17 protein-coding genes are annotated in these 20,413 nt (G+C 60.2%); 10 read left to right on the top strand and 7 right to left on the bottom strand.

Going from position 1 to position 20,413, the window contains the following annotated elements:
* Positions 1–70: 70 nt before the first annotated feature.
* The 5 genes from A462_RS26565 to A462_RS26585 all read left to right on the top strand — a co-directional run bounded on the left by A462_RS26565 (position 71) and on the right by A462_RS26585 (position 7,788).
* Positions 71–1,234 carry an EAL domain-containing protein gene (locus tag A462_RS26565; RefSeq protein WP_008432158.1) on the top strand — a complete coding sequence of 388 codons (1,164 nt, stop codon included), beginning with the start codon at positions 71–73 and terminating at the stop codon, positions 1,232–1,234.
* 72 nt (positions 1,235–1,306) lie between these two features.
* Complete coding sequence (locus tag A462_RS26570; RefSeq protein ID WP_003209075.1) at positions 1,307–2,638, top strand: deoxyguanosinetriphosphate triphosphohydrolase; 1,332 nt, start codon at positions 1,307–1,309, stop codon at positions 2,636–2,638.
* Between the two features lie 225 nt (positions 2,639–2,863).
* Positions 2,864–3,271 carry a response regulator gene (locus A462_RS26575; protein ID WP_003209073.1) on the top strand — a complete coding sequence of 136 codons (408 nt, stop codon included), beginning with the start codon at positions 2,864–2,866 and terminating at the stop codon, positions 3,269–3,271.
* A gap of 249 nt (positions 3,272–3,520) precedes the next feature.
* A complete protein-coding gene (locus A462_RS26580) occupies positions 3,521–4,147 on the top strand; it encodes a response regulator transcription factor (protein ID WP_003209072.1) in 627 nt (208 codons plus the stop codon).
* An 8-nt stretch (positions 4,148–4,155) separates the two neighbouring features.
* Positions 4,156–7,788 carry a transporter substrate-binding domain-containing protein gene (locus A462_RS26585; protein WP_032898907.1) on the top strand — a complete coding sequence of 1,211 codons (3,633 nt, stop codon included), beginning with the start codon at positions 4,156–4,158 and terminating at the stop codon, positions 7,786–7,788.
* Positions 7,789–7,832: 44 nt separating this feature from the next.
* Here A462_RS26585 and A462_RS26590 read toward each other — a convergent pair whose 3' ends face one another.
* Both A462_RS26590 and A462_RS26595 read right to left on the bottom strand, forming a co-directional pair.
* Positions 7,833–8,315 (bottom strand): GAF domain-containing protein, encoded by a 483-nt coding sequence (locus A462_RS26590; protein ID WP_003209067.1) that lies wholly within the window; start codon positions 8,313–8,315, stop codon positions 7,833–7,835.
* Positions 8,312–9,202: an ATP-binding protein gene (locus A462_RS26595; protein ID WP_008432155.1), complete on the bottom strand. Its 891-nt coding sequence runs from the start codon at positions 9,200–9,202 to the stop codon at positions 8,312–8,314. Before A462_RS26595 ends, A462_RS26590 begins: the two co-directional genes overlap by 4 nt.
* Before the next feature lie 167 nt (positions 9,203–9,369).
* Between A462_RS26595 and A462_RS26600 the strand changes: the two genes are divergently transcribed.
* Positions 9,370–11,679, top strand: coding sequence for a hybrid sensor histidine kinase/response regulator (locus A462_RS26600; RefSeq protein WP_032898904.1), 2,310 nt, complete (start codon positions 9,370–9,372; stop codon positions 11,677–11,679).
* Here A462_RS26600 and A462_RS26605 read toward each other — a convergent pair.
* From A462_RS26605 to msrB, 3 genes are all read right to left on the bottom strand, one after another.
* Entirely contained in the window at positions 11,663–12,115 is a 453-nt protein-coding gene (locus A462_RS26605) for a MarR family winged helix-turn-helix transcriptional regulator (protein WP_008432153.1), read from the bottom strand. The two genes, A462_RS26600 and A462_RS26605, sit on opposite strands and share 17 nt — an antisense overlap.
* Entirely contained in the window at positions 12,112–12,597 is a 486-nt protein-coding gene (locus A462_RS26610; protein ID WP_003209061.1) for a glutathione peroxidase, read from the bottom strand. The genes A462_RS26605 and A462_RS26610 overlap by 4 nt, the downstream gene beginning before the upstream one ends.
* Positions 12,598–12,728: 131 nt before the next feature.
* On the bottom strand, positions 12,729–13,121 hold the full coding sequence (gene msrB / locus A462_RS26615; protein ID WP_003209059.1) for a peptide-methionine (R)-S-oxide reductase MsrB: 393 nt from the start codon (positions 13,119–13,121) through the stop codon (positions 12,729–12,731).
* Positions 13,122–13,323: 202 nt separating this feature from the next.
* Here msrB and A462_RS26620 point away from each other — a divergent pair, with 202 nt between their 5' ends.
* A complete protein-coding gene (locus A462_RS26620) occupies positions 13,324–14,535 on the top strand; it encodes a pyridoxal phosphate-dependent aminotransferase (RefSeq protein ID WP_003209058.1) in 1,212 nt (403 codons plus the stop codon).
* A gap of 314 nt (positions 14,536–14,849) precedes the next feature.
* Entirely contained in the window at positions 14,850–15,737 is an 888-nt protein-coding gene (gene htpX, locus A462_RS26625) for a protease HtpX (RefSeq protein WP_003209055.1), read from the top strand.
* Positions 15,738–15,788: 51 nt separating this feature from the next.
* On the opposite strand, the gene A462_RS26630 is transcribed toward htpX, so the two are convergent.
* Positions 15,789–16,445 (bottom strand): thiopurine S-methyltransferase, encoded by a 657-nt coding sequence (locus tag A462_RS26630; protein ID WP_008432150.1) that lies wholly within the window; start codon positions 16,443–16,445, stop codon positions 15,789–15,791.
* A gap of 102 nt (positions 16,446–16,547) precedes the next feature.
* Here A462_RS26630 and A462_RS26635 point away from each other — a divergent pair, with 102 nt between their 5' ends.
* A complete protein-coding gene (locus A462_RS26635; RefSeq protein WP_008432148.1) occupies positions 16,548–17,315 on the top strand; it encodes a DODA-type extradiol aromatic ring-opening family dioxygenase in 768 nt (255 codons plus the stop codon).
* A gap of 69 nt (positions 17,316–17,384) precedes the next feature.
* Here A462_RS26635 and A462_RS26640 read toward each other — a convergent pair whose 3' ends face one another.
* Positions 17,385–19,058, bottom strand: coding sequence for a DEAD/DEAH box helicase (locus A462_RS26640; protein WP_003209050.1), 1,674 nt, complete (start codon positions 19,056–19,058; stop codon positions 17,385–17,387).
* A gap of 423 nt (positions 19,059–19,481) precedes the next feature.
* Here A462_RS26640 and A462_RS26645 point away from each other — a divergent pair, with 423 nt between their 5' ends.
* The gene (locus A462_RS26645; RefSeq protein WP_008432145.1) at positions 19,482–20,273 is read left to right on the top strand and encodes a crotonase/enoyl-CoA hydratase family protein; all 792 of its coding nucleotides are present in this window, start codon (positions 19,482–19,484) and stop codon (positions 20,271–20,273) included.
* Positions 20,274–20,413: the final 140 nt, after the last annotated feature.

The following is a 20,413-nucleotide window of genomic DNA, read 5'->3' as shown; positions in this document are numbered from 1 at the left end:
AACAGATCAGGCCCGGCCCTCTCCATTGAGGGCCGGGCCTTTTTTATTTCCGGTCTTTTAAGGAGGCCCCGTGATCGACGGGCAACCGCTCGCCTGCTTCCAGCCATTCATCGACACCGCCACCGGCCGCATCGCCGGCGTAGAAGCCCTGGGCCGCCTACGCCAGGCGAATGGCCAACTGCGCTCGGTGGGTCCGCTGTTCGCCGACCCGCGCACGCCCTCGGTGGCCTTGCGCCGCCTGGACCGGCAGATCCGTGACAATGCCCTGAGCCGCCTGCATGAAGCCCCGCAGGAGTGGTTCCTCAGCCTGAATATCTCGCCACGCTGGATCACCCGCCTGCGCCCGGGCCAGGCGCTGCCGAGCCTGAAGCAATTGCAACTGCATAACGTCGACCCGCGCCGCATCGTGTTCGAGATCACTGAACTGGGCGGCGATATCCTGCGCCTGGCCGAAGTCGTCGAGCGCTACCGCGAGGCCGGCGCGCGGATTGCCATTGATGACTTCGGCGCCGGCTATTCGCAGCTGGACCGGGTGCTGGCCTTGCAGCCGGACATTCTCAAGCTGGACATGCGCCTGTTCCAGGCCGCGGCCCGCGGTGGCCCGAGCGGTGAGGTGGTACGGGCACTGGCGCAAATGGCGGAAAAAACCGGCTGCTGGATCATCGCCGAAGGGGTGGAAACCGAGGCCCAACTGAATTTCGCCCTGGAATGCGGTTCGCGTTATGTCCAGGGCTACCTGTTCGCCCAGGCCCAACTGGACTGGTTCGACACCGACGCATTCGTGCCGCGCTTCGCCCAGTTGCGCACCGGCTATGTCCAACAGAAGCTCGCCGAACGTGGCCGGATCATGCAACTGCGCCAGCAACTGGCGGAGCTGATGCAGATCCTGCAAACCTGGGCCCACACCCGCGCACCGCTGAGCCACCTGCCGCAATTGCCGGCGTTTCCCTGGCTGCTGCGTTTTTACCAGTGCGACCGGCATGGCACGCAACTGACACCCAACTTCGAATGGCACCAGGGCGCCTGGCAAGCCGACAGCCGCTACCTGGGCCACAACTGGTCATGGCGTCCGTATTTTTATCATTTGCTGGCCGAAGGTTGGGAGGAGCGGCGGCTGACCCTCTCCTCAACCTATCGCGATGCCACGACCAACCAGTACTGCCTGACTGCCGGACAATTCTTTGATAATGGTCAGCGCCTGCTGTTAATCGATATCGACGCCGCCGGCCTGTAGTTTTTCGCTTGCGAAGGCCTGGCTGAACCGGGAAGCTGGGAGCCGTCATTCACCGCACGGAGAGTACCCGCCTTGGATTGGCCCACCCTGCTTACCCGCGAACGCCTTGGAAAACCCCTGCACAGCCCGGAAGAACTGGGGCGCAGTCCGTTTCACAAAGACCATGACCGCATCATCTTTTCCGGTGCGTTTCGCCGCCTGGGCCGCAAGACGCAAGTGCACCCGGTGACCAGCAACGATCACATCCACACCCGGCTGACCCACTCCCTGGAAGTCAGTTGCGTGGGACGATCCCTGGGCATGCGCGTAGGCGAGACCATCCGCAGTGCCCTGCCCGACTGGTGCGACCCGAGCGACCTGGGGATGGTGGTGCAGTCGGCCTGCCTGGCCCATGACATCGGCAACCCACCCTTCGGCCATTCCGGCGAGGACGCGATCCGGCACTGGTTCCAGCAAGCTTCAGGCCGTGGCTGGCTGGATGACATGAGCAGCGCCGAACGCAATGACTTCCTCAATTTCGAAGGCAATGCCCAGGGCTTCCGGGTACTCACGCAACTGGAATACCACCAGTTTGATGGTGGCACCCGCCTGACCTACGCCACCTTGGGCACCTACCTGAAATACCCCTGGACCGCCCGCCACGCCGACTCCCTGGGCTACAAGAAACACAAGTTCGGCTGCTACCAGAGCGAACTGCCGATCCTGGAGCAGATCGCCCAGAAGCTCGGCTTGCCGCAGTTGGAAGAACAACGCTGGGCCCGGCACCCGCTGGTGTACCTGATGGAGGCGGCTGACGATATCTGCTACGCGTTGATCGACCTCGAAGACGGCCTGGAAATGGAGCTGCTGGAATACGCCGAGGTCGAGTCACTGCTGCTGGACCTGGTGGGCGACGACTTGCCGCAAACCTATCGGCAACTCGGCCCGCTGGATTCCCGGCGACGCAAGCTGGCGATCCTGCGAGGCAAGGCCATCGAACACCTGACCAACGCCGCGGCCCGGGCGTTCGTCGAACAACAGGACGCGCTGCTGGCCGGCACCCTGCCGGGGGACCTGGTGGAACATATGCACGGCCCGGCCAAGCGCTGCGTGCTGGATGCCAAGGACATGGCCCGCAAGAAGATTTTCCAGGACAAGCGCAAGACCCTGCATGAGATCGGCGCCTACACCACCCTGGAAATCCTCTTGAATGCCTTCTGCGGCGCGGCCCTGGAACAACATGGCGGTCGCACCCCGTCGTTCAAGAACCGACGCATCCTCGACCTGTTGGGCAATAGCGCCCCGGATCCCTCCTGGTCATTGCACGCGTCCTTCCTGCGCATGATCGACTTTATCGCCGGCATGACTGACAGCTACGCCAGCGAGATGGCCCGCGAGATGACCGGCCGCTCCAGCCCGCAATAAATCGGAGCCCTGGCTGATGGCCAGGGCGACTTTTCAAAGAATCGCCCTACGCACGGAACAGAGCGGCCTGATCGAAGTTCTTCCCCGCCGCGATGAATAATCGCGCGCCCTGACCGCAGTCTTTCGACCTGCTCCTGCGCCCGATAGCTGGCGGGCCCATTAACTTCTTACTACACGCCCTGGTGGAGCGTCTTCAGGGCTCTTGTCCATTCCATGGAAAAAACCATGCTCGAACAACTTCGCATCCTGTTGGTGGAGGATCACCCCTTTCAATTGCTGGCCACCCAATGCCTGCTACGAAACTATGGCTACCACGACCTGGCACTGGCCGAGAATGCAGAACAGGCAATGCGGCTGATGACACAAACCGACGTGCCATTCGATATTCTGCTCTGTGATCAATGTTTGCCCGACTTGCCTGGGCTGGAGTTGATTGAAATTGCCAACCGCAGAGGCTTTATAAGGTCCGCGATATTGCTCAGCGGCCTGCCCGTCAATGAACTGGAACACCTGATGGCCCAGGCATCCCGACGCAACTTTCCATTACTTGGCTATTTGTCGAAGCCGTTAAGCCACCTTGAGCTGAATGAACTCATACGCCAATCACGCCTTACTCGCTCAACAGAAAAGTAGGAAGTTAAACACCCGGGCAATCCGAAAACGCCTCTTTATAACGCTGCCCTCTCACGACCAGTTACTTTTAAATTCCACCCACGCAAAACTCTTACACCCAAACAACAAACACCTCACAGAGCGTAATCCCTTGCTTTTTTTGATGTAGGATTATTCTTGTTTTACGTTTGTTCCACATCAAGTTCATCCTCCTTCATTGCCATGTGAGCTAATGTGCCGACTTTATTTGCGCCTGTATGGAATTTGATCATGAACTCAGTTTTTATTATTGACGACCACCCCGTCATCCGACTTGCCATTCGGATGTTGTTAGAACACGAAGGCTATAAAGTAGTGGGAGAAGCCGATAACGGTTGTGATGCGATACAAATGGTCAAGGAGTGTCAGCCTGACCTGATTATCCTTGATATCGGCATTCCGAAACTCGATGGCCTGGAAGTGCTGTGCCGGTTCAACGCAATGAGTACGCCGACCAAGACGTTAATACTCACTGCCCAGACCCCCAAGCTCTTTGCTACCCGGTGCATGCGCTCCGGCGCGGATGGCTATGTGTGCAAGGAAGGTGACTTGAGCGAACTGCTCAGTGCCATCAGGGCGGTCTTGTCAGGTTACAACTACTTCCCGAGCCAGGCCCTTAACGGCAGCACTAACGAAACGGATAACAATGAAGAGCTTGAACTGTTCAAAGTCGTCAACGATCGTGAACTCATGGTATTACAACTTTTTGCCCAAGGCCGGACAAACAAGGAAATCGCCAAGGGCATGTTTCTCAGCAACAAGACCGTCAGCACTTACAAAAAAAGGCTCATGCAAAAACTGAAAGCCAAATCCTTGGTAGAACTTATCGAGATGGCAAAACGTAACGCGCTAGTGTGAGAAATCGGATGCCCAGGCGATTAAAGGACTATCTAATCATATTGAGTATCGGGGTGTGCCTCAGCACTTCCGTGCCTGCCGAACAAACTGTTCCCGAGCAATATGCCCTGCTGGGGCGTGCCGGTGCCGTTCAACTGGACACCCCCCTGAACAAGACACAGCGCCAGTGGCTGCAGAACAAACGGGAACTGATACTGGGCACCTCTGCACCCGACTATCCGCCCTTCGACATCACCTCCAGCGGGCGTGATTATGAAGGGCTGACTGCCGATTACGCCGGGCTGCTGGCCAGGACACTGGCGATACCGCTCACCGTGTTGCGCTACTCCTCCCGTGAAGCCGCGATCCAGGCGCTGGCAAACGGCGAAATCGATTTTCTGGGGTCTGCCAACGGTTTTGAAGCGGCGAATCCCGACATCGTCCTGTCACTGCCCTACGCAGTGGATCAGCCGGTACTGGTGACCCGTGAAGGTGAGAACCGCGACCTTGGCGACGGCCTGGCCGGCCTGCGCCTGAGTCTTGTCTACCATTACCTGCCCATGGACGAAGTGCAGGCGCTGTACCCCAAGGCGACCATCCACGCCTACCCGTCCTATCAAAATGCCTTGAATGCCGTGGCATTCGACCAGGCTGACGTATTCCTGGGCGACACCATTTCCACTCACTACATGATCAACAAGGGCTACCTGAAAAATATCCGCATGGCCAACTTCGGCAAGCACGAGGCCCACGGGTTCAGCTTCGCCTTGCGCAAGGATCAACCCATTCTCCTGAGTATCATCGACTCAGTGCTCGATGGCGTATCAACCTATGAACGTGACAGCATCGCCAAGCGCTGGAGTGCGGGCAGCGACATTCTGCTGACCGACCGCAAGCTGCAACTGAGCCTGCGCGAAGAGCGCTGGCTCAAGGACAACCCCGTGGTGAAGGTGGTGGTCAATGAAACCCTCGCCCCCCTGACGTTCTTTGATACCGACGGCAAGTTCCGGGGCGTCACCGCCGACGTGCTGGAGCTGATCCGCCTGCGAACCGGCCTGCGCTTCGAGATTCAACACGTGCGTGACGTCGCCAACATGATGGAACTGGTGCAGACCGGCGCAGCCGACATCATCGGCGCAATTACTCCCAGTACCGGGCGCGAGTCCCAGTTGAACTTCAGCCGCCCCTACCTGGAAAACTCCTACGTATTACTGACCCGTAAAGAGCCGGGCGCGCCCACAAGCCTTCAAGAACTGGCCGGCAAGCGCCTGGCGATTACCCAGGGCAATCAGCTGGAAAAATTCCTGCAGCAGGCATTTGCCCAGATAAACCTGGTGGAAACCGGGGATACCTTCAAGGCATCGGAATTGCTGGCACAGGGGCAAGTCGACGGCGCAGTGAACCCTTTGGTGATCGCCAACTACCTGCTTTCTTCTCCGGCATTCCAGGACAAACTGCAGATCAGTTCCAGCATCGGCACGTTGCCTGCGACGTTTGCCCTGGCGACGTCCCGACACGCCACGGAGCTGAGTTCGATCCTGGACAAGGCACTGCTGAGTATCGCCCCGGATGAGATGGCGGCGATCAACAGCCGCTGGCGCGGCTACAACGCAGCGTCCGATGGCTACTGGCGCAATTACCATCGCCTGATTGCCCAGATCATCATCGGCACTGGGCTGCTGCTGTTGATTTCCCTGGCCTGGAACGGCTACCTGCAGCGCCAGATCAAGCACCGAAAACTGGCCGAGCGCGCCCTTAACGACCAGTTCGAGTTCATGCGGGCGCTGGTCAATGAAACGCCCCATCCGATCTACGTACGCGACCACAACGGCTATCTGCAGACCTGCAACGACAGCTACCTGCAGACGTTCGACATCAAGCGTGAAGACGTCATCGGCAAAAGCATCACGCAGATGAGCATGGCCCTTGAGACGGAGGCGGCGCAGTACCATGCCGACTACCAGCGGGTAGTGGCCGAGGGTAAACCGTTGATCCTTGATCGCACCCTGCACGTGCACGGGAAGAAACTCACGATCTACCACTGGATCCTCCCCTACCGCGACTCCGTGGGCGAGGTCCAGGGCATCATTGGCGGCTGGATCGATATCAGCGAACGGCGCCAGTTGTTCGACGAACTGCGCGCCGCCAAGGAACGCGCCGACGAGGCCAATCGCGCGAAAAGCACGTTCCTGGCCACCATGAGCCACGAAATCCGCACGCCGATGAACGCCGTCATTGGCATGCTGGAATTGACACTCAAGCGCGCCGATCAGGGTCATCTCGATCGCCCTGCGATCGAGGTCGCCTACAACTCGGCCAAGGACCTGCTGGAGTTGATTGGCGACATTCTGGACATTGCACGTATCGAGTCCGGTCGATTGAGCCTGGCCCCGGAGCGGGTCAACCTGCGCGAAGTCATCGAGTCGGTGGTCCGCGTGTTCGATGGCCTGGCGCGCCAGAAAACCCTGAGCCTGGTGCTGGAGTTCACCCCCGATGTCGAGGATACCGACGTACTGATCGACCCTCTGCGGTTCAAGCAGGTGCTCTCGAACCTGGTGAGCAATGCGATCAAGTTCACTGAACGCGGGCAGGTGAAGATCAAGGTGCAGCTGAAGGCGACCGGACAACCTCAACAGATCGAGATGAAACTGGTAGTGGAGGACACCGGCATCGGGATCAATCGCGAAGACCAGCTACGCCTGTTCGAGCCGTTCGCCCAGGCCGACAACTCCGGGCACCTGGCCAGGAGCGGCGCCGGCCTGGGCCTGGTGATCTGTCGCAGCCTGTGCGCCATGATGGGCGGGCAATTGAGCCTGAGCAGCGTGCCCATGGTAGGCACCCAGGTCCACGTCAGCCTGAAGATGACCAGCCTGCCGCCGGTCAAGGCCGTAGACAAGCTCGAACCGGCCGCAGCCACGCCGGCGCCAGTACTCAACGTGCTGGTGGTGGATGACCATCCGGCCAACCGCTTGCTGATGTGCCAGCAACTGGGTTTCCTGGGGCATCAGTTCACCGCGGCCCATCATGGTGCTGCGGGGTTCCAGGCCTGGCGCCAGGAACACTTCGACCTGGTCATTGCCGACTGCAATATGCCGATCATGAACGGCTACGAATTGAGTCACTCCATTCGCGAGTATGAGGAGCGCGAACAGAAAACCCCGTGCGTGATACTCGGCTTCACCGCCAACGCGCAGCCCGAGGAGAAACAACGCTGCTTTGACGCCGGCATGAATGACTGCCTGTTCAAACCCATCAGTCTTACTGCGCTGGAACAGCACCTGGCGCAGGTCGATCCGCTGCCCACCCGCAACGTGTTTACCCTGCAAAGCCTGGACGCGATGACGGGCGGTGACCCACAGTTGAGCCGGCGTTTGCTCGAGGAGTTGCTCAGCAGCAGCCGGAATGATCGGGTCGAGCTGATGGCCATGCTGGCACGGCAAGCCGCGCCCGGCGACCTGATCGACCAGGCCCACAAGATCAAAGGCGCCGCCCGGATCATCCAGGCCGATACCTTGTCCGGACAATGCGAAGCGTTGGAGCAGGCGTGTGGCGAACGCGAGACACCACACGTTATCGAGGCGGGCATCAAGGCAATAGAGAAATCCATGCTTGAGCTGGAAAGGATGCTGCAGATGCAACTGGACGTGCTGGACTGTCGATAGTCTGCAGGAGCGAGCTTGCTCGCTCCTGCAGGAGACTCACCCCATCAACAATCGGTCAACCGCAGGAAAATCGCCGCCAACTGCTCGATGCCGGCCTGATCCTGCGGGGTAAACCGCGACAGCGATGGGCTGTCCAAATCCAGCACACCAATCAAGCGCCCGTCCTTGACCAACGGGACGACCAACTCGCTGTTGGACGCACTGTCACAGGCGATATGCCCCGGGAATGCATGCACGTCTTCCACCCGCTGGGTTTGCCGCGAGGCCGCTGCCGCGCCGCACACACCGCGACCGAACGGAATGCGCACACAGGCGATCTGCCCCTGGAACGGCCCGAGCACCAGCTCTTCATTGCGGTTGAGGTAGAAGCCTGCCCAGTTCAAATCATCCAGCTGGTTGAACAGGAACGCAGAAAACTGCGCGGCATTGGCAATGAAATCCCGCTCATCCGCCAACAGCGATTCCAGCTGCGCATGCAGCATGGCGTAGCCATCGAGGCCGGTTCCAGCCTGTTGCAAATCAATCATGGTTGACGCTCCAACAACTTGAGGCCCACCCAGTAGCGGGCGAACTGATAGGCACAACGGCCGTTGCGATTACCGCGCCCGGTGGCCCAGCGCACGGCGAGGATGTCCAACTCTTCATCGCGTTGCCACTGCAGACCGGCCTTGCTCGCCAACTCACCGATCCAGTGCTCGACCACATCCAGGAAGTGCTCCTGATTGAACGGGTAAAACGACAGCCACAAACCGAAACGGTCAGACAGGGCAATCTTGTCCTCCACCGCTTCGTTGGGATGCAGCTCGCCGTCTATGGTCTTCCAGTTCTCGTTATCGCTCTGGTTCTCGGGCACCAGGTGACGACGATTGGAGGTGGCATACAACAGGACGTTTTCCGGCGCCTGCTCCAGGGAGCCGTCGAGTACGCTCTTGAGCACACGATAATCGCTCTCGCCGGCTTCGAAAGACAGGTCATCGCAGAACAACACAAAGCGTTGTGGCAATTTGATCAGTTGCTCGACCACCCGCGGCAGGTCCGCCAGGTGATCGCGCTCGATCTCGATCAGGCGCAGCCCGGCCTTGGCGTGCTGGGCCAGCAAGGCGCGCACCATGGACGATTTACCGGTGCCGCGCGAGCCCCAGAGCAGCGCATGGTTGGCCGGCAGGCCGTCGAGAAACTGTTGGGTGTTACGGGCCAATTGTTCGCGCTGTTTATCCACGCCGATCAGGTCGGACAGGCGCATATCCAGGCTGACTTCCAGTGGCAATAAAAAGCCGCTGCGACCTTCGCGCTGCCAACGGGCAGCCAGGCAATGGTTCCAGTCAACGGCTTCACGCAGGGCAGGCAACAAGGGCTCCAGGCGAGCCAGTACCGCGTCGGCACGCTCAAGAAAGGCATTCAATCGAGAATCCACGACTATTCCTCTGGCAAGTTCTTGTAAAAGATGGCGTATTGGCAACCCTGAGGCAGACCGTGCAGGGCTGCACCGAATAAAATCGATTCGTGCCGGGCAAGTTTGAGCCTGTGGATGTTCAGCTATGCTTGCCGGGCGAAAGGAAACGTAAAGTGGTACAGCACCCGATGGATATCAAGTTCGCCCACCGCTTGTCTTATAAACAAGCCAGACTGACAGTGCTGGTCGGATTCGTCTTGGGAACCTTGCTCAGCCTGATACAGATTGGGATTGATTATGCCAGCGAAGACGCTTCCATCAACCGGGAAATACGTGCGCTGATTGAAATCAGCCATAACCCGGCTTCGCGCATCGCCTACAACATCGACGCCGAGCTGGCCCAGGAACTGACGCTGGGCCTGCTGCACTCCCCCGCCATCACCCATGCACAACTGGTCGACAACAACGGTTTGGTCCTGGCCGATGTCCATCGTCCGCGCAAGGAAAGCACCTACCGGCCCATCAGCGACTTCCTGTTTGGCGCCAACCGCCAATTCGAAGACCGGCTGTACCTCACCCACATGCCCAATGATTCCCTCGGTGTACTGCGTCTTGACGTAGACACCTACGCGTTCGGCAGCCGCTTCCTGCACCGCGCCGAGATCACCCTGCTCAACGGCTTCGCCCGCAGCCTGATCCTCACCGGCATTCTGTTGGCGCTTTTCTACGTGATGCTGACCAAGCCGCTGGTGCGCATTATCCGCGAGCTGAGCTCACGCAAGCACGAGCGCCTGGACTGCCCGCCGGGGCACGAGCACGACGAGATCGGCGTACTGGTCAACGTCGCCAACCAACAGTTTGAAAACATGGAGACTGAAATCCAGCAACGCCGGCATGCTGAAAATCGCCTGACCGAATACCTCGGCCAACTGGAAGACATCGTCTCCGCCCGCACCACCGAGCTCAAGGCGATCAATCATCGGCTGACGCTCTCGAACGACGAGCTGGAAGCGGCGAAGATGACGGCCCTGGGCATGGCCCAGGCACGGGCGGCGTTCCTGGCCAACATGAGCCATGAAATCCGTACACCGCTGAACGGCCTGCTGGGGATGATCGCCCTCTCCCTCGACAGCCCGCTGAACGCCGAGCAACGCCAGCAACTGTCGATCGCCCATGACTCCGGCAAAGTACTGGTGGAGCTACTCAACGATATCCTCGACCTGTCGAAGTTCGACGCCGGCCAACTGGAACTGGAAAGCATCCCGTTCGACCTCGGTTCACTGGTGGAAGACACCGCCAACCTGCTCTCGCAAAACGCCGCGCCCAGCGTGGAGCTGACGTGCCTGATCGACCCGCAGTTTCCCGCCCAGGTGCTGGGCGACCCGACGCGGGTACGGCAGATTGTCAGCAATTTGCTGTCCAACGCCCTGAAGTTCACACGTTTCGGCCGGGTGGATGTACGCCTCAGTGCCCAGGCCGGCCGGGTCAGGATCGAGGTGTGCGACACCGGTATCGGGATCGCCCAGGATGCCCAGGTCAAGATTTTCCAGCCGTTCACCCAAGCCGGTGCGGGCATCACCCGCCAGTTCGGCGGGACAGGTCTGGGCCTGGCGCTGACCCACAACCTGTGCGAAGCCATGAAGGGCCGCCTGAGCATCAGCTCGGAAGCTGGCTTTGGCAGCCAGTTCTGTGCCGACCTGCCCTTGCCGACCCACTTGCCGGCGGTGCGCCTGGCGCCTTTGGCTGGAGATGTAATCGCCATCACCAGCACCAGCAGCGGGCTGGCAGAACTCCTCACCAGCCTGCTGCCGAGTTGGGGCCTGGCTCCGCGCTGTTATTCCATCGACGATGACTTGAGCGGGCAGAATCCCGACCTGCTGATCACCGACTGCCCCGAATGCCTGTTCCGCCTGCGCCCGATGATCACCGCCCCGATCCTGGTGGTAACCGCCTACGGCAACTTCATGCCCAGCGAAGAAGTCGCGGCCCTGGCCCCCTTGCAGCAACAGGCCCGCCCCCTGAGCCGCACCGCGCTGTACCAGGTCCTGCAACGCAACTTGCGCACCGATCCGGACCTGGTCCTGGACCTGATCCAGCTGGAAACCGGCCCCCTCGCCCACCGGGCGCGCATCCTGCTGGTGGAGGACAACCCGGTCAATCAACTGGTGGCCAAGGGCATGCTCGGCAAGCTCGGGTGCGAGGTGATCGTCGCCGCCCACGGTGGTGGAGCCCTCAAGCTGCTGGAAGAGCAAGGCTTCGACATGGTGTTGATGGACTGCAATATGCCGGTGATGGATGGCTATGAGGCCAGTCGGCAGATCCGCCGCAGCGGGCGCTGGCCGGACTTGCCGATCGTCGCCTTGACGGCCAACGCCATGTCCGAGGAACGCGAGCGCTGCCGGGCGGCAGGCATGAACGATTACCTGGCCAAGCCGTTTCGCCGGGAAGAACTCAAGGCCTTGCTCGATCTGTGGGTGCCGACTACGACAAGTCTTTGACCTGGCGCAACAGCTGATCCAGGCCGTCACGCAAGGCATCGGCCTGGTTCAGGTCAACGCCGCTGTCACACAACAGGCGGGCCTTCAGCGGCTGCACCCGGTCGCGCAGGTGCCGGCCTTCATCGGTCAGGCTCAGGTGCACTTCACGCTCATCCAGCGCACTGCGCTGACGCCGCACCAGGGCAAGCTGCTCCAGGCGCTTGAGCAGTGGCGTCAGCGTGCCGGAATCCAGCAGCAGGCGCTCGCCCAGGGCCTTGACCGTAGGCTGCGACACAGCTGCAGCCTGCCATTCCCACAGCACCAGCATCACCAGGTATTGCGGATAGGTCAGGCCCAACTGATCGAGCATCGGCTTGTAGGCCCGGGTGACTGCGCGGGAGGCGGCGTAGAGCTTGAAGCACAGTTGGTCGTCGAGGGCCAGGGACAGGTCGGTCATTTGAGCAGGGCTTCGATCTCTTGGGTCAGGTCCTGGGGCTTGGTGGTCGGGGCGAAGCGCTTGACCACCTGGCCGTCGCGACCGATCAGGAACTTGGTGAAGTTCCACTTGATGCCCTTGGAGCCCAGCAATCCCGGGGCCTGCTTTTTAAGCTGTACGAACAATGGGTGGGCATCGCTGCCGTTGACGTCAATCTTCTTGAACAGCGGGAAACTGACACCAAAGTTCAGCTCGCAAAACTCCGAAATGGCGCCTTCGTTGCCCGGCTCCTGCTTGCCGAACTGGTTGCAGGGAAAGCCCAATACCACCAGGCCCTGGTCCTTGTAATGCTGCCAGAGTTCCTCAAGCCCCTTGTATTGCGGGGTGAAGCCGCACTTGCTGGCAGTGTTGACCACCAGAATCGCCTTGCCGGCGAAATCGGCCAAGGTCTTTTGCTCACCCTTGATGGTGGTGCAAGGGATGCTCAGCAGGTTGTCGCTCATGGCAGTGCCTCTACAGAGATAAGAAGGACTGAACGATAGTAGGCAATTCAATTGTGTGCAATTTAATTGGCGGGACTTATGCCTTGATATAACGGCCCCTGCGGGCACGAAGCCCGCAGGAGCCAGACGGCTCAGCGCGGTACCAGGTCCAGGCACACCGAGTTGATGCAGTAACGCAAACCGGTCGGTGGCGGTCCGTCCGGGAACACGTGGCCCAGGTGCGCATCGCACTTGGCGCAGGTGACTTCGGTGCGGATCATGCCGTGGCTGACGTCCCGGATCTCGACCATGGCCTGCTCGGCGATCGGCTCGTAGAAGCTGGGCCAGCCGCAGCCGGAGTCAAACTTGGCCCTGGAATCGAACAGCGGCTCATTGCAGCAGATGCAGTGGTAGACGCCGTCGGTCTTGGTGCCGTTGTACTTGCCGCTGAACGGTCGCTCGGTGCCTTTGAGGCGGCACACGTTGTACTGCTCCGGGTCGAGCATGGCTTTCCATTCTTCAACGGTTTTCTGCAACTTTTCCATCGGTACACCTCGGCAACTGAAAAAGCCTGATCTGTGTCTTTTCCATGGATCAGGCGGCACGTATGATTGCGCCTCTTCAAAGCGCCAGTCTGGCACCCGCGTTACCGGCATTCAAACGTATTTATGGGTCAGGCCAACGCAGGATTCTCAGCACGGTAGTCTTCACACCGTCTGGATCGTTCATTTTCAGGATCACATCGCCATGCAGGTCAGCAAATCGAACAAGCTCGCCAACGTCTGCTACGACATTCGCGGCCCGGTGCTCAAGCACGCCAAACGCCTGGAAGAGGAAGGCCATCGCATCCTCAAGCTGAACATTGGCAACCCGGCACCCTTTGGTTTCGAAGCGCCGGACGAAATCCTCCAGGACGTGATCCGCAACCTGCCTACCGCACAAGGCTACAGCGACTCCAAAGGCCTGTTCAGCGCGCGCAAGGCCGTCATGCAGTACTACCAGCAGAAGCAGGTTGAAGGTGTCGGCATCGAAGACATCTACCTGGGCAACGGCGTGTCCGAGCTGATCGTCATGTCCATGCAGGCCCTGCTCAACAACGGCGACGAAGTGCTGGTTCCGGCTCCCGACTACCCGCTGTGGACCGCCGCCGTAACCCTGGCCGGTGGCCATCCGGTGCATTACCTGTGTGACGAAGGCGCCGACTGGTTCCCGGACCTGGCCGACATCAAGGCCAAGATCACCCCGAACACCAAGGCCCTGGTGATCATCAACCCGAACAACCCCACCGGCGCCGTCTACTCCAGGGAAGTGTTGCTGGGCATGCTCGAACTCGCGCGCCAGCACAACCTGGTGGTGTTTTCCGATGAGATCTACGACAAGATCCTCTACGACGACGCCGTGCACATCTGCACCGCCTCCCTGGCGCCGGACCTGTTGTGCCTGACCTTCAACGGGCTGTCTAAATCCTACCGGGTGGCGGGCTTCCGTTCCGGCTGGATCGCCATTTCCGGCCCCAAGCACAATGCCCAGAGCTACATCGAGGGCATCGACATGCTGGCCAACATGCGCCTGTGTGCCAACGTGCCGAGCCAGCACGCCATCCAGACCGCACTGGGCGGCTACCAGAGCATCAACGACCTGGTGCTGCCACAAGGCCGCCTGCTGGAGCAGCGCAACCGCACCTGGGAACTGCTGAACGCGATTCCCGGCGTCAGTTGCGTCAAGCCGATGGGGGCGCTGTATGCGTTCCCGCGGATCGACCCGAAAGTGTGCCCGATCCTCAACGACGAGAAGTTCGTGCTCGACCTGCTGCTGTCGGAAAAGCTGCTGGTGGTCCAGGGTACGGCGTTCAACTGGCCGTGGCCGGATCACTTCCGGGTGGTCACCCTGCCGCGGGTGGATGACCTGGAGATGGCCATCGGTCGCATCGGCAACTTCCTGAAGTCCTATCGCCAGTAATGGGCATTGCGCTGTACGGCCCACCCGTGGTCGTACAGCGATTATCTGGCAACACTTCTCTGCCCTGCGCGGGCGGTATCGCCTTTTACGCCTGCCGGCTCCACCCTTGCTCGGGCATCACCCTATAATTACAGGGCTGCAAGGTAATGGGGCGAGGCTGCCGAGCCACACCAGGCCTCGGAAATTCCCTTCAAGGCTCTACATTCAGGCTGTAGGACACAGTTTGAAATAGTCCCCCGGTTGAATAGCCCCATGCCGCACCTTATATACCCCGCAGTACGCGACATATTAAGCATGAGGAGAATTCTACAACCATGATGCGCATTCTGCTGTTCTTGGCCACTAACCTGGCGGTCGTGCTGATTGCCAGCATCACGCTGAGCCTTTTCGGCTTCAATGGGATCATGGCGGCCAACGGGGTTGATCTGAACCTCAATCAGCTGCTGATCTTCTGTGCGGTCTTTGGTTTTGCCGGGTCGATTTTCTCGCTGTTCATCTCCAAGTGGATGGCGAAGATGAGCACCAGCACCCAGATCATTACCCAGCCACGCACCCGTCATGAGCAATGGCTGCTGCAGACCGTCGAGCAACTGTCCCGCGAAGCCGGGATCAAGATGCCTGAAGTCGGGATCTTCCCGGCCTATGAAGCGAACGCCTTTGCTACCGGCTGGAACAAGAACGACGCCCTTGTGGCCGTCAGCCAGGGCTTGCTGGAGCGGTTCTCGCCCGACGAAATCAAGGCGGTGCTGGCCCACGAGATCGGCCACGTGGCCAACGGTGACATGGTCACCCTGGCGCTGGTCCAGGGCGTGGTGAACACCTTCGTGATGTTCTTCGCGCGGATCATCGGCAACTTCGTCGACAAGGTGATCTTCAAGAACGAACAGGGCCAGGGCATGGCCTACTACGTGGCGACCATCTTCGCCGAACTGGTACTGGGCTTCCTCGCCAGCTCGATCGTGATGTGGTTCTCGCGCAAACGGGAATTCCGCGCAGACGAAGCCGGCGCACGCCTGGCCGGTACCGGCGCGATGATCAGCGCCCTGCAGCACCTGCGCTCCGAACAGGGCTTGCCGGTGCACATGCCGAACACCCTGACCGCCTTTGGCATCAACGGTGGCATCAAGCAGGGCATGGCTCGCCTGTTCATGAGCCACCCGCCACTGGAAGAGCGAATTGACGCACTGCGTCGTCGCGGCTGATAGCGACAAGAAGAAGGGGCGATTCAATCGCCCCTTTTTTGTGGGCGCTCTTCAGCGCCTGGCCAACCGGTACACCCGCTCGTCCAGGCGCGTGACGCCATCCTTAACAAACTTCCAGCTGTCCCCCAGGATGTCCTGCTCCTGCAGCACATCCAGGCTCCACCGGCCGCCCAGGAGCAATTGCACTTCCTCATCGCTCACCGCGAACGGCGGGCCGGCCTTTTGCGACTGTTCATAATCGAGGGTGATCAACAGGCCACGACTGCCTCCCGCCAGAATCCCATTCAAGTGCGCCGCATACTGCTCGCGCATCAACGGTGGCAGGGCAATCAGCGCCGCCCGGTCGTAAAGCGCTGTGCAACCAACCACGGCACCGGCATCCAGGGCGAAGAAATCCCCGCACCACAGCTCGATGGAACCCGCCTGGAAAACTTTGAAAGCGCCGCGCTGGCTGACCTGCGGCGCCAGCTCCTGCTCGCTGAAAAACTCTTCAACGGCCTTTTCCGACAACTCGACCCCGATCACCCGATGCCCGATGCTCGCCAGCCACACCAGGTCCAGGCTCTTGCCGCACAACGGCACCAGCACCTGCGCCCCGTTCGCCACGCCCAGGCCGGGCCAGTGACGCAGCAGGTAAGGATTCACTTCGGGCAAGTGGAAACCCGTCTGATTGCGCGCCCAACGCTCATGCCAAAATCCAGGTTCCATGATTCACCCTAAAACTTGATCAAATAGCGCTAAAACTTATATTAGATTTAGATCAATGATCTGATTGAAGATGGTCCCATCTTAACCCTCAGGACCCTACTCATGCTGCCCAGCCTGTTTATCTCCCACGGTTCGCCCATGCTTGCCCTGCAACCCGGTGCCAGTGGCCCGGCACTCAAGCGCCTGGCAGCCGAGCTGCCACGCCCCAAGGCCATTGTGGTGGTCTCGGCGCACTGGGAAAGCCAGGGGCTGCTCGTGACTGGCAGCGCCGCACCAGAGACCTGGCACGACTTCGGCGGCTTCCCACGGGAACTGTTCGCGGTGCAGTACCCGGCACCCGGTGACCCGCAGTTAGCCGCCCAAATCGTGCAGTTGCTCAAGGCTGACGGCCTGGAAGCGCGCATTGATAACCAGCGCCCCTTCGACCACGGCACCTGGGTGCCCCTGTCGCTGATGTACCCGGCGGCCGATATCCCGGTGGTGCAGGTATCGCTGCCAAGCCGCATGGGCCCTGCCCTGCAAACCCGTGTCGGCCACGCACTGGCGAGCCTGCGGGAACAGGGCGTGCTGCTGATCGGCTCCGGCAGCATTACCCACAACCTCGGCGAACTGGACTGGCATGCCGGGCCGGAGAGCATCGAGCCTTGGGCGCGGGATTTTCGCGATTGGATGGTCAGCAAACTGGCAGCCAACGATGAAGCCGCGCTGCACGACTATCGTCGCCAGGCACCTCATGCCGTGCGCAGCCACCCCAGCGACGAGCATTTGCTGCCGCTGTATTTCGCCCGGGGCGCCGGCGGTGAATTCAGCGCAGCCCACCAAGGCTTCACCATGGGCGCGCTGGGCATGGACATCTACCGTTTCGCCTGATTGCAGGCAAAAAAAATCCCCGAACCAGTCGGGGATTTTTTATGTTCGATCAATCAGCCCGGGGGCGGATCAATCTTCGCGGTAGCGACGCAGCTTCAACTGCTTACCGGCAACGCGGGTGTCCTTCAGCTTGGTCAGGAGTTTCTCCAGACCATCTTCCGGCAGCTCTACCAAGGAGAAGCTGTCACGCACCTGGATGCGACCGATTGCTTCACGTGCCAGGCCACCCTCGTTGAGGATAGCGCCCAGCAGGTTCTTGGCAGCGATGCCATCACGCGCGCCCAGCGCGGTACGGCAGCGAGCACGGCCTTCAGCCAATGGAACCGGAGCACGACGCTCACGATCACCACGGTCCGGACGGTCGCCAGTACGCTCTGGACGATCACCGCGCGGAGCGTTGTTCGGCACCAGTGGACGTTCTTTCTCGATGGCAGCCAGGGTCAGGGCCTGACCGTTGGTAGCCTTACGCAGCAGGGCTGCAGCCAGGGCACGCGGGGTGCAACCGATATCGGCAGTCAGGCGGTCCAGCAGGTCGCCGTGGGTCGATTCAGCATCAGCCACCAGTGGCGACAGGCTGTTGGTCAGTTTCTTGATGCGCGCATCGAGAACGGCCTGGGCATCCGGCAGGCGGACTTCGGCAACTTTCTGACCGGTTACACGCTCGATCACTTGCAGCATGCGGCGCTCACGTGGAGTCACCAGCAACAATGCACGACCTTCGCGACCAGCACGGCCGGTACGGCCGATACGGTGAACGTAGGACTCTGGATCGTAAGGCATGTCAACGTTGAACACGTGGGTGATACGTGGAACGTCGAGGCCACGGGCAGCAACGTCGGTCGCCACAACGATGTCCAGACGGCCATCCTTGAGGGAGTCGATCACGCGCTCACGCTGGTTCTGGGCAATGTCACCGTTCAGCGCAGCGGCTTTGTAGCCTTTGGCTTCCAGGGCGCTGGCCAGGTCCAGGGTCGCTTGCTTGGTGCGCACGAACATGATCAGGGCGTCGAAGTCTTCGACTTCCAGCAGGCTCAATACAGCCGAGGTCTTCTGGTCAGCGTGAACCAACAGGTGAGCCTGTTCGATCGCGGTAACGGTCTGAGTCTTGGTCTGGATCTTCACGTGTTGCGGATCGCGCAGATGGCGTTCGGCAATGGCACGGATCGACTGTGGCAGGGTAGCCGAGAACAGTACGGTCTGACGGGTTGCTGGCAGTGCCTTGAAGATGACTTCCAGGTCATCCATGAAGCCCAGCTTGAGCATTTCGTCAGCTTCGTCCAGAACCAGGTGGTTCACGGTCGACAGCACTTTTTCGTCGCGACGCAGGTGGTCGCACAGACGGCCCGGAGTGGCGACAACGATCTGTGCGCCGTTACGGATTGCTTTCAGTTGTGGGCCCATAGGCGCGCCGCCGTAAACGGCCACAACGGTAACGCCCGGCATTTGCTTGGCGTAGGTTTCGAAAGCGGTTGCTACTTGCAGCGCCAACTCACGGGTTGGCGCCAGGATCAGGGCTTGCGGCTCGCGCTTGGCAGGATCGATGCAGTGCAGGATTGGCAGGGCGAACGCGGCGGTTTTACCGGTACCGGTTTGCGCTTGGCCAATCATGTCTTGGCCGGCCATGATGATCGGGATCGATTGCTGCTGAATAGCCGAAGGTTCTTCGTAGCCAGTCGCGATGACGGCAGCAAGAATGTTCGGGTTAAGATTAAAAGCGGCGAAGCCGCCGGTTTCCTGGGTCATGGGTCTGCCTCTAAGTGCATCCGCAAAGACCCATGCTCCAAAGCTGCGCATGCCGTGTTGAGACTCAAGAGTCGCCCTGGCTGCTTTGTCGGCGGGGATTTGCGAAAACGAATGAATGAAAAAGATTCGTCAAGGAAGAGTCCGCTGTGCGGACGTGCAGCCGAAGCTGACTTCGGGGAATTGCGCTACCTAAACGCGGCCCGGTTAAAGGCCGGCGCGCACTATACCGGAAATCGCTGAAAAAGGGAGCTTTTTTTATCGCAAACCGCAGGTAAACGCCTCTGCATCAAAGGCTTTGCGCATCCAGGCAGCAGGGTCTATTTTTCAAAGGCCCGGCCCTGTTGGTCATGACGCTTAAACGGTTCACCCTTAACAGCGGGCCCTTCGGTCCGAAACCTCCCTTTGCGCCCGAGGGCACACCCCATGAACCAAGCCACCAACAGCCGCGTCAGCCGTGAACAGCAGGGTCATATCCTGTTGCTGGGGCTGGATCGCGTGGCCAAGCGCAATGCGTTCGACCTGGAATTGCTCAATGATTTGAGCCTGGCGTATGGCGAATTTGATCGCAATGAGGAAGCGCGGGTGGCCATTGTCTTCGGGCATGGCGATCACTTTACCGCCGGATTGGACCTGGCCAATGTGGGGCCCACGATGGCACAAGGCTGGCAACCGCCGTTGGGTGGTTGTGATCCGTGGGGCGTTTTCGCGGGGCCCCGGGTCAGTAAGCCGGTGATTGTTGCGGCTCAGGGGTACTGCCTGACCATTGGTATCGAGTTGATGTTGGCGGCGGATGTCAATCTGTGTGCCAGCAATACCCGGTTTGCGCAGATGGAAGTGCAGCGCGGGATTTTTCCTTTTGGGGGCGCGACGTTGCGCTTTCATCAGATCGCGGGGTGGGGGAATGCCATGCGCTGGTTGCTCACGGGGGATGAGTTTGATGCCCATGAAGCGCTGCGGTTGGGGTTGGTGCAGGAGGTGATGGCCAGCGAGGATTTGTTGCCCCGGGCGGTGGCGCTGGCAAACCGCATTGCCCAGCAGGCGCCGCTGGGGGTGCAGGCCACGCTGATGTCGGCGCGCCAGGCACGGATCGAGGGGGAGACTGCGGCGGCGGCCGGGTTGCCCGTTTTGGTGGAGAAACTGCTGAATAGTGAGGATGCCAAGGAAGGTGTACGGGCGATGATCGAGAAGCGGCCTGGGGTTTTTAAAGGCTGTTGATTGTGGAGGGGGGCTTGGGGCGGGGTACATATCCGTTATTTAGGTAACGGCCACTATTGGTTCCGCTCTTACAGCGGCTCACTTTTGAACAGCGCAAAAGTAAGCAAAACGCTCTTGCCCCACCACTCGGCACCTCGCCT

This window comes from Pseudomonas sp. Ag1, assembly GCF_000278565.1.
Lineage (GTDB): Bacteria > Pseudomonadota > Gammaproteobacteria > Pseudomonadales > Pseudomonadaceae > Aquipseudomonas.
The sequence above is the reverse complement of the archived record's forward strand: the minus strand, read 5'-3'. Positions and strand labels throughout refer to the sequence as shown.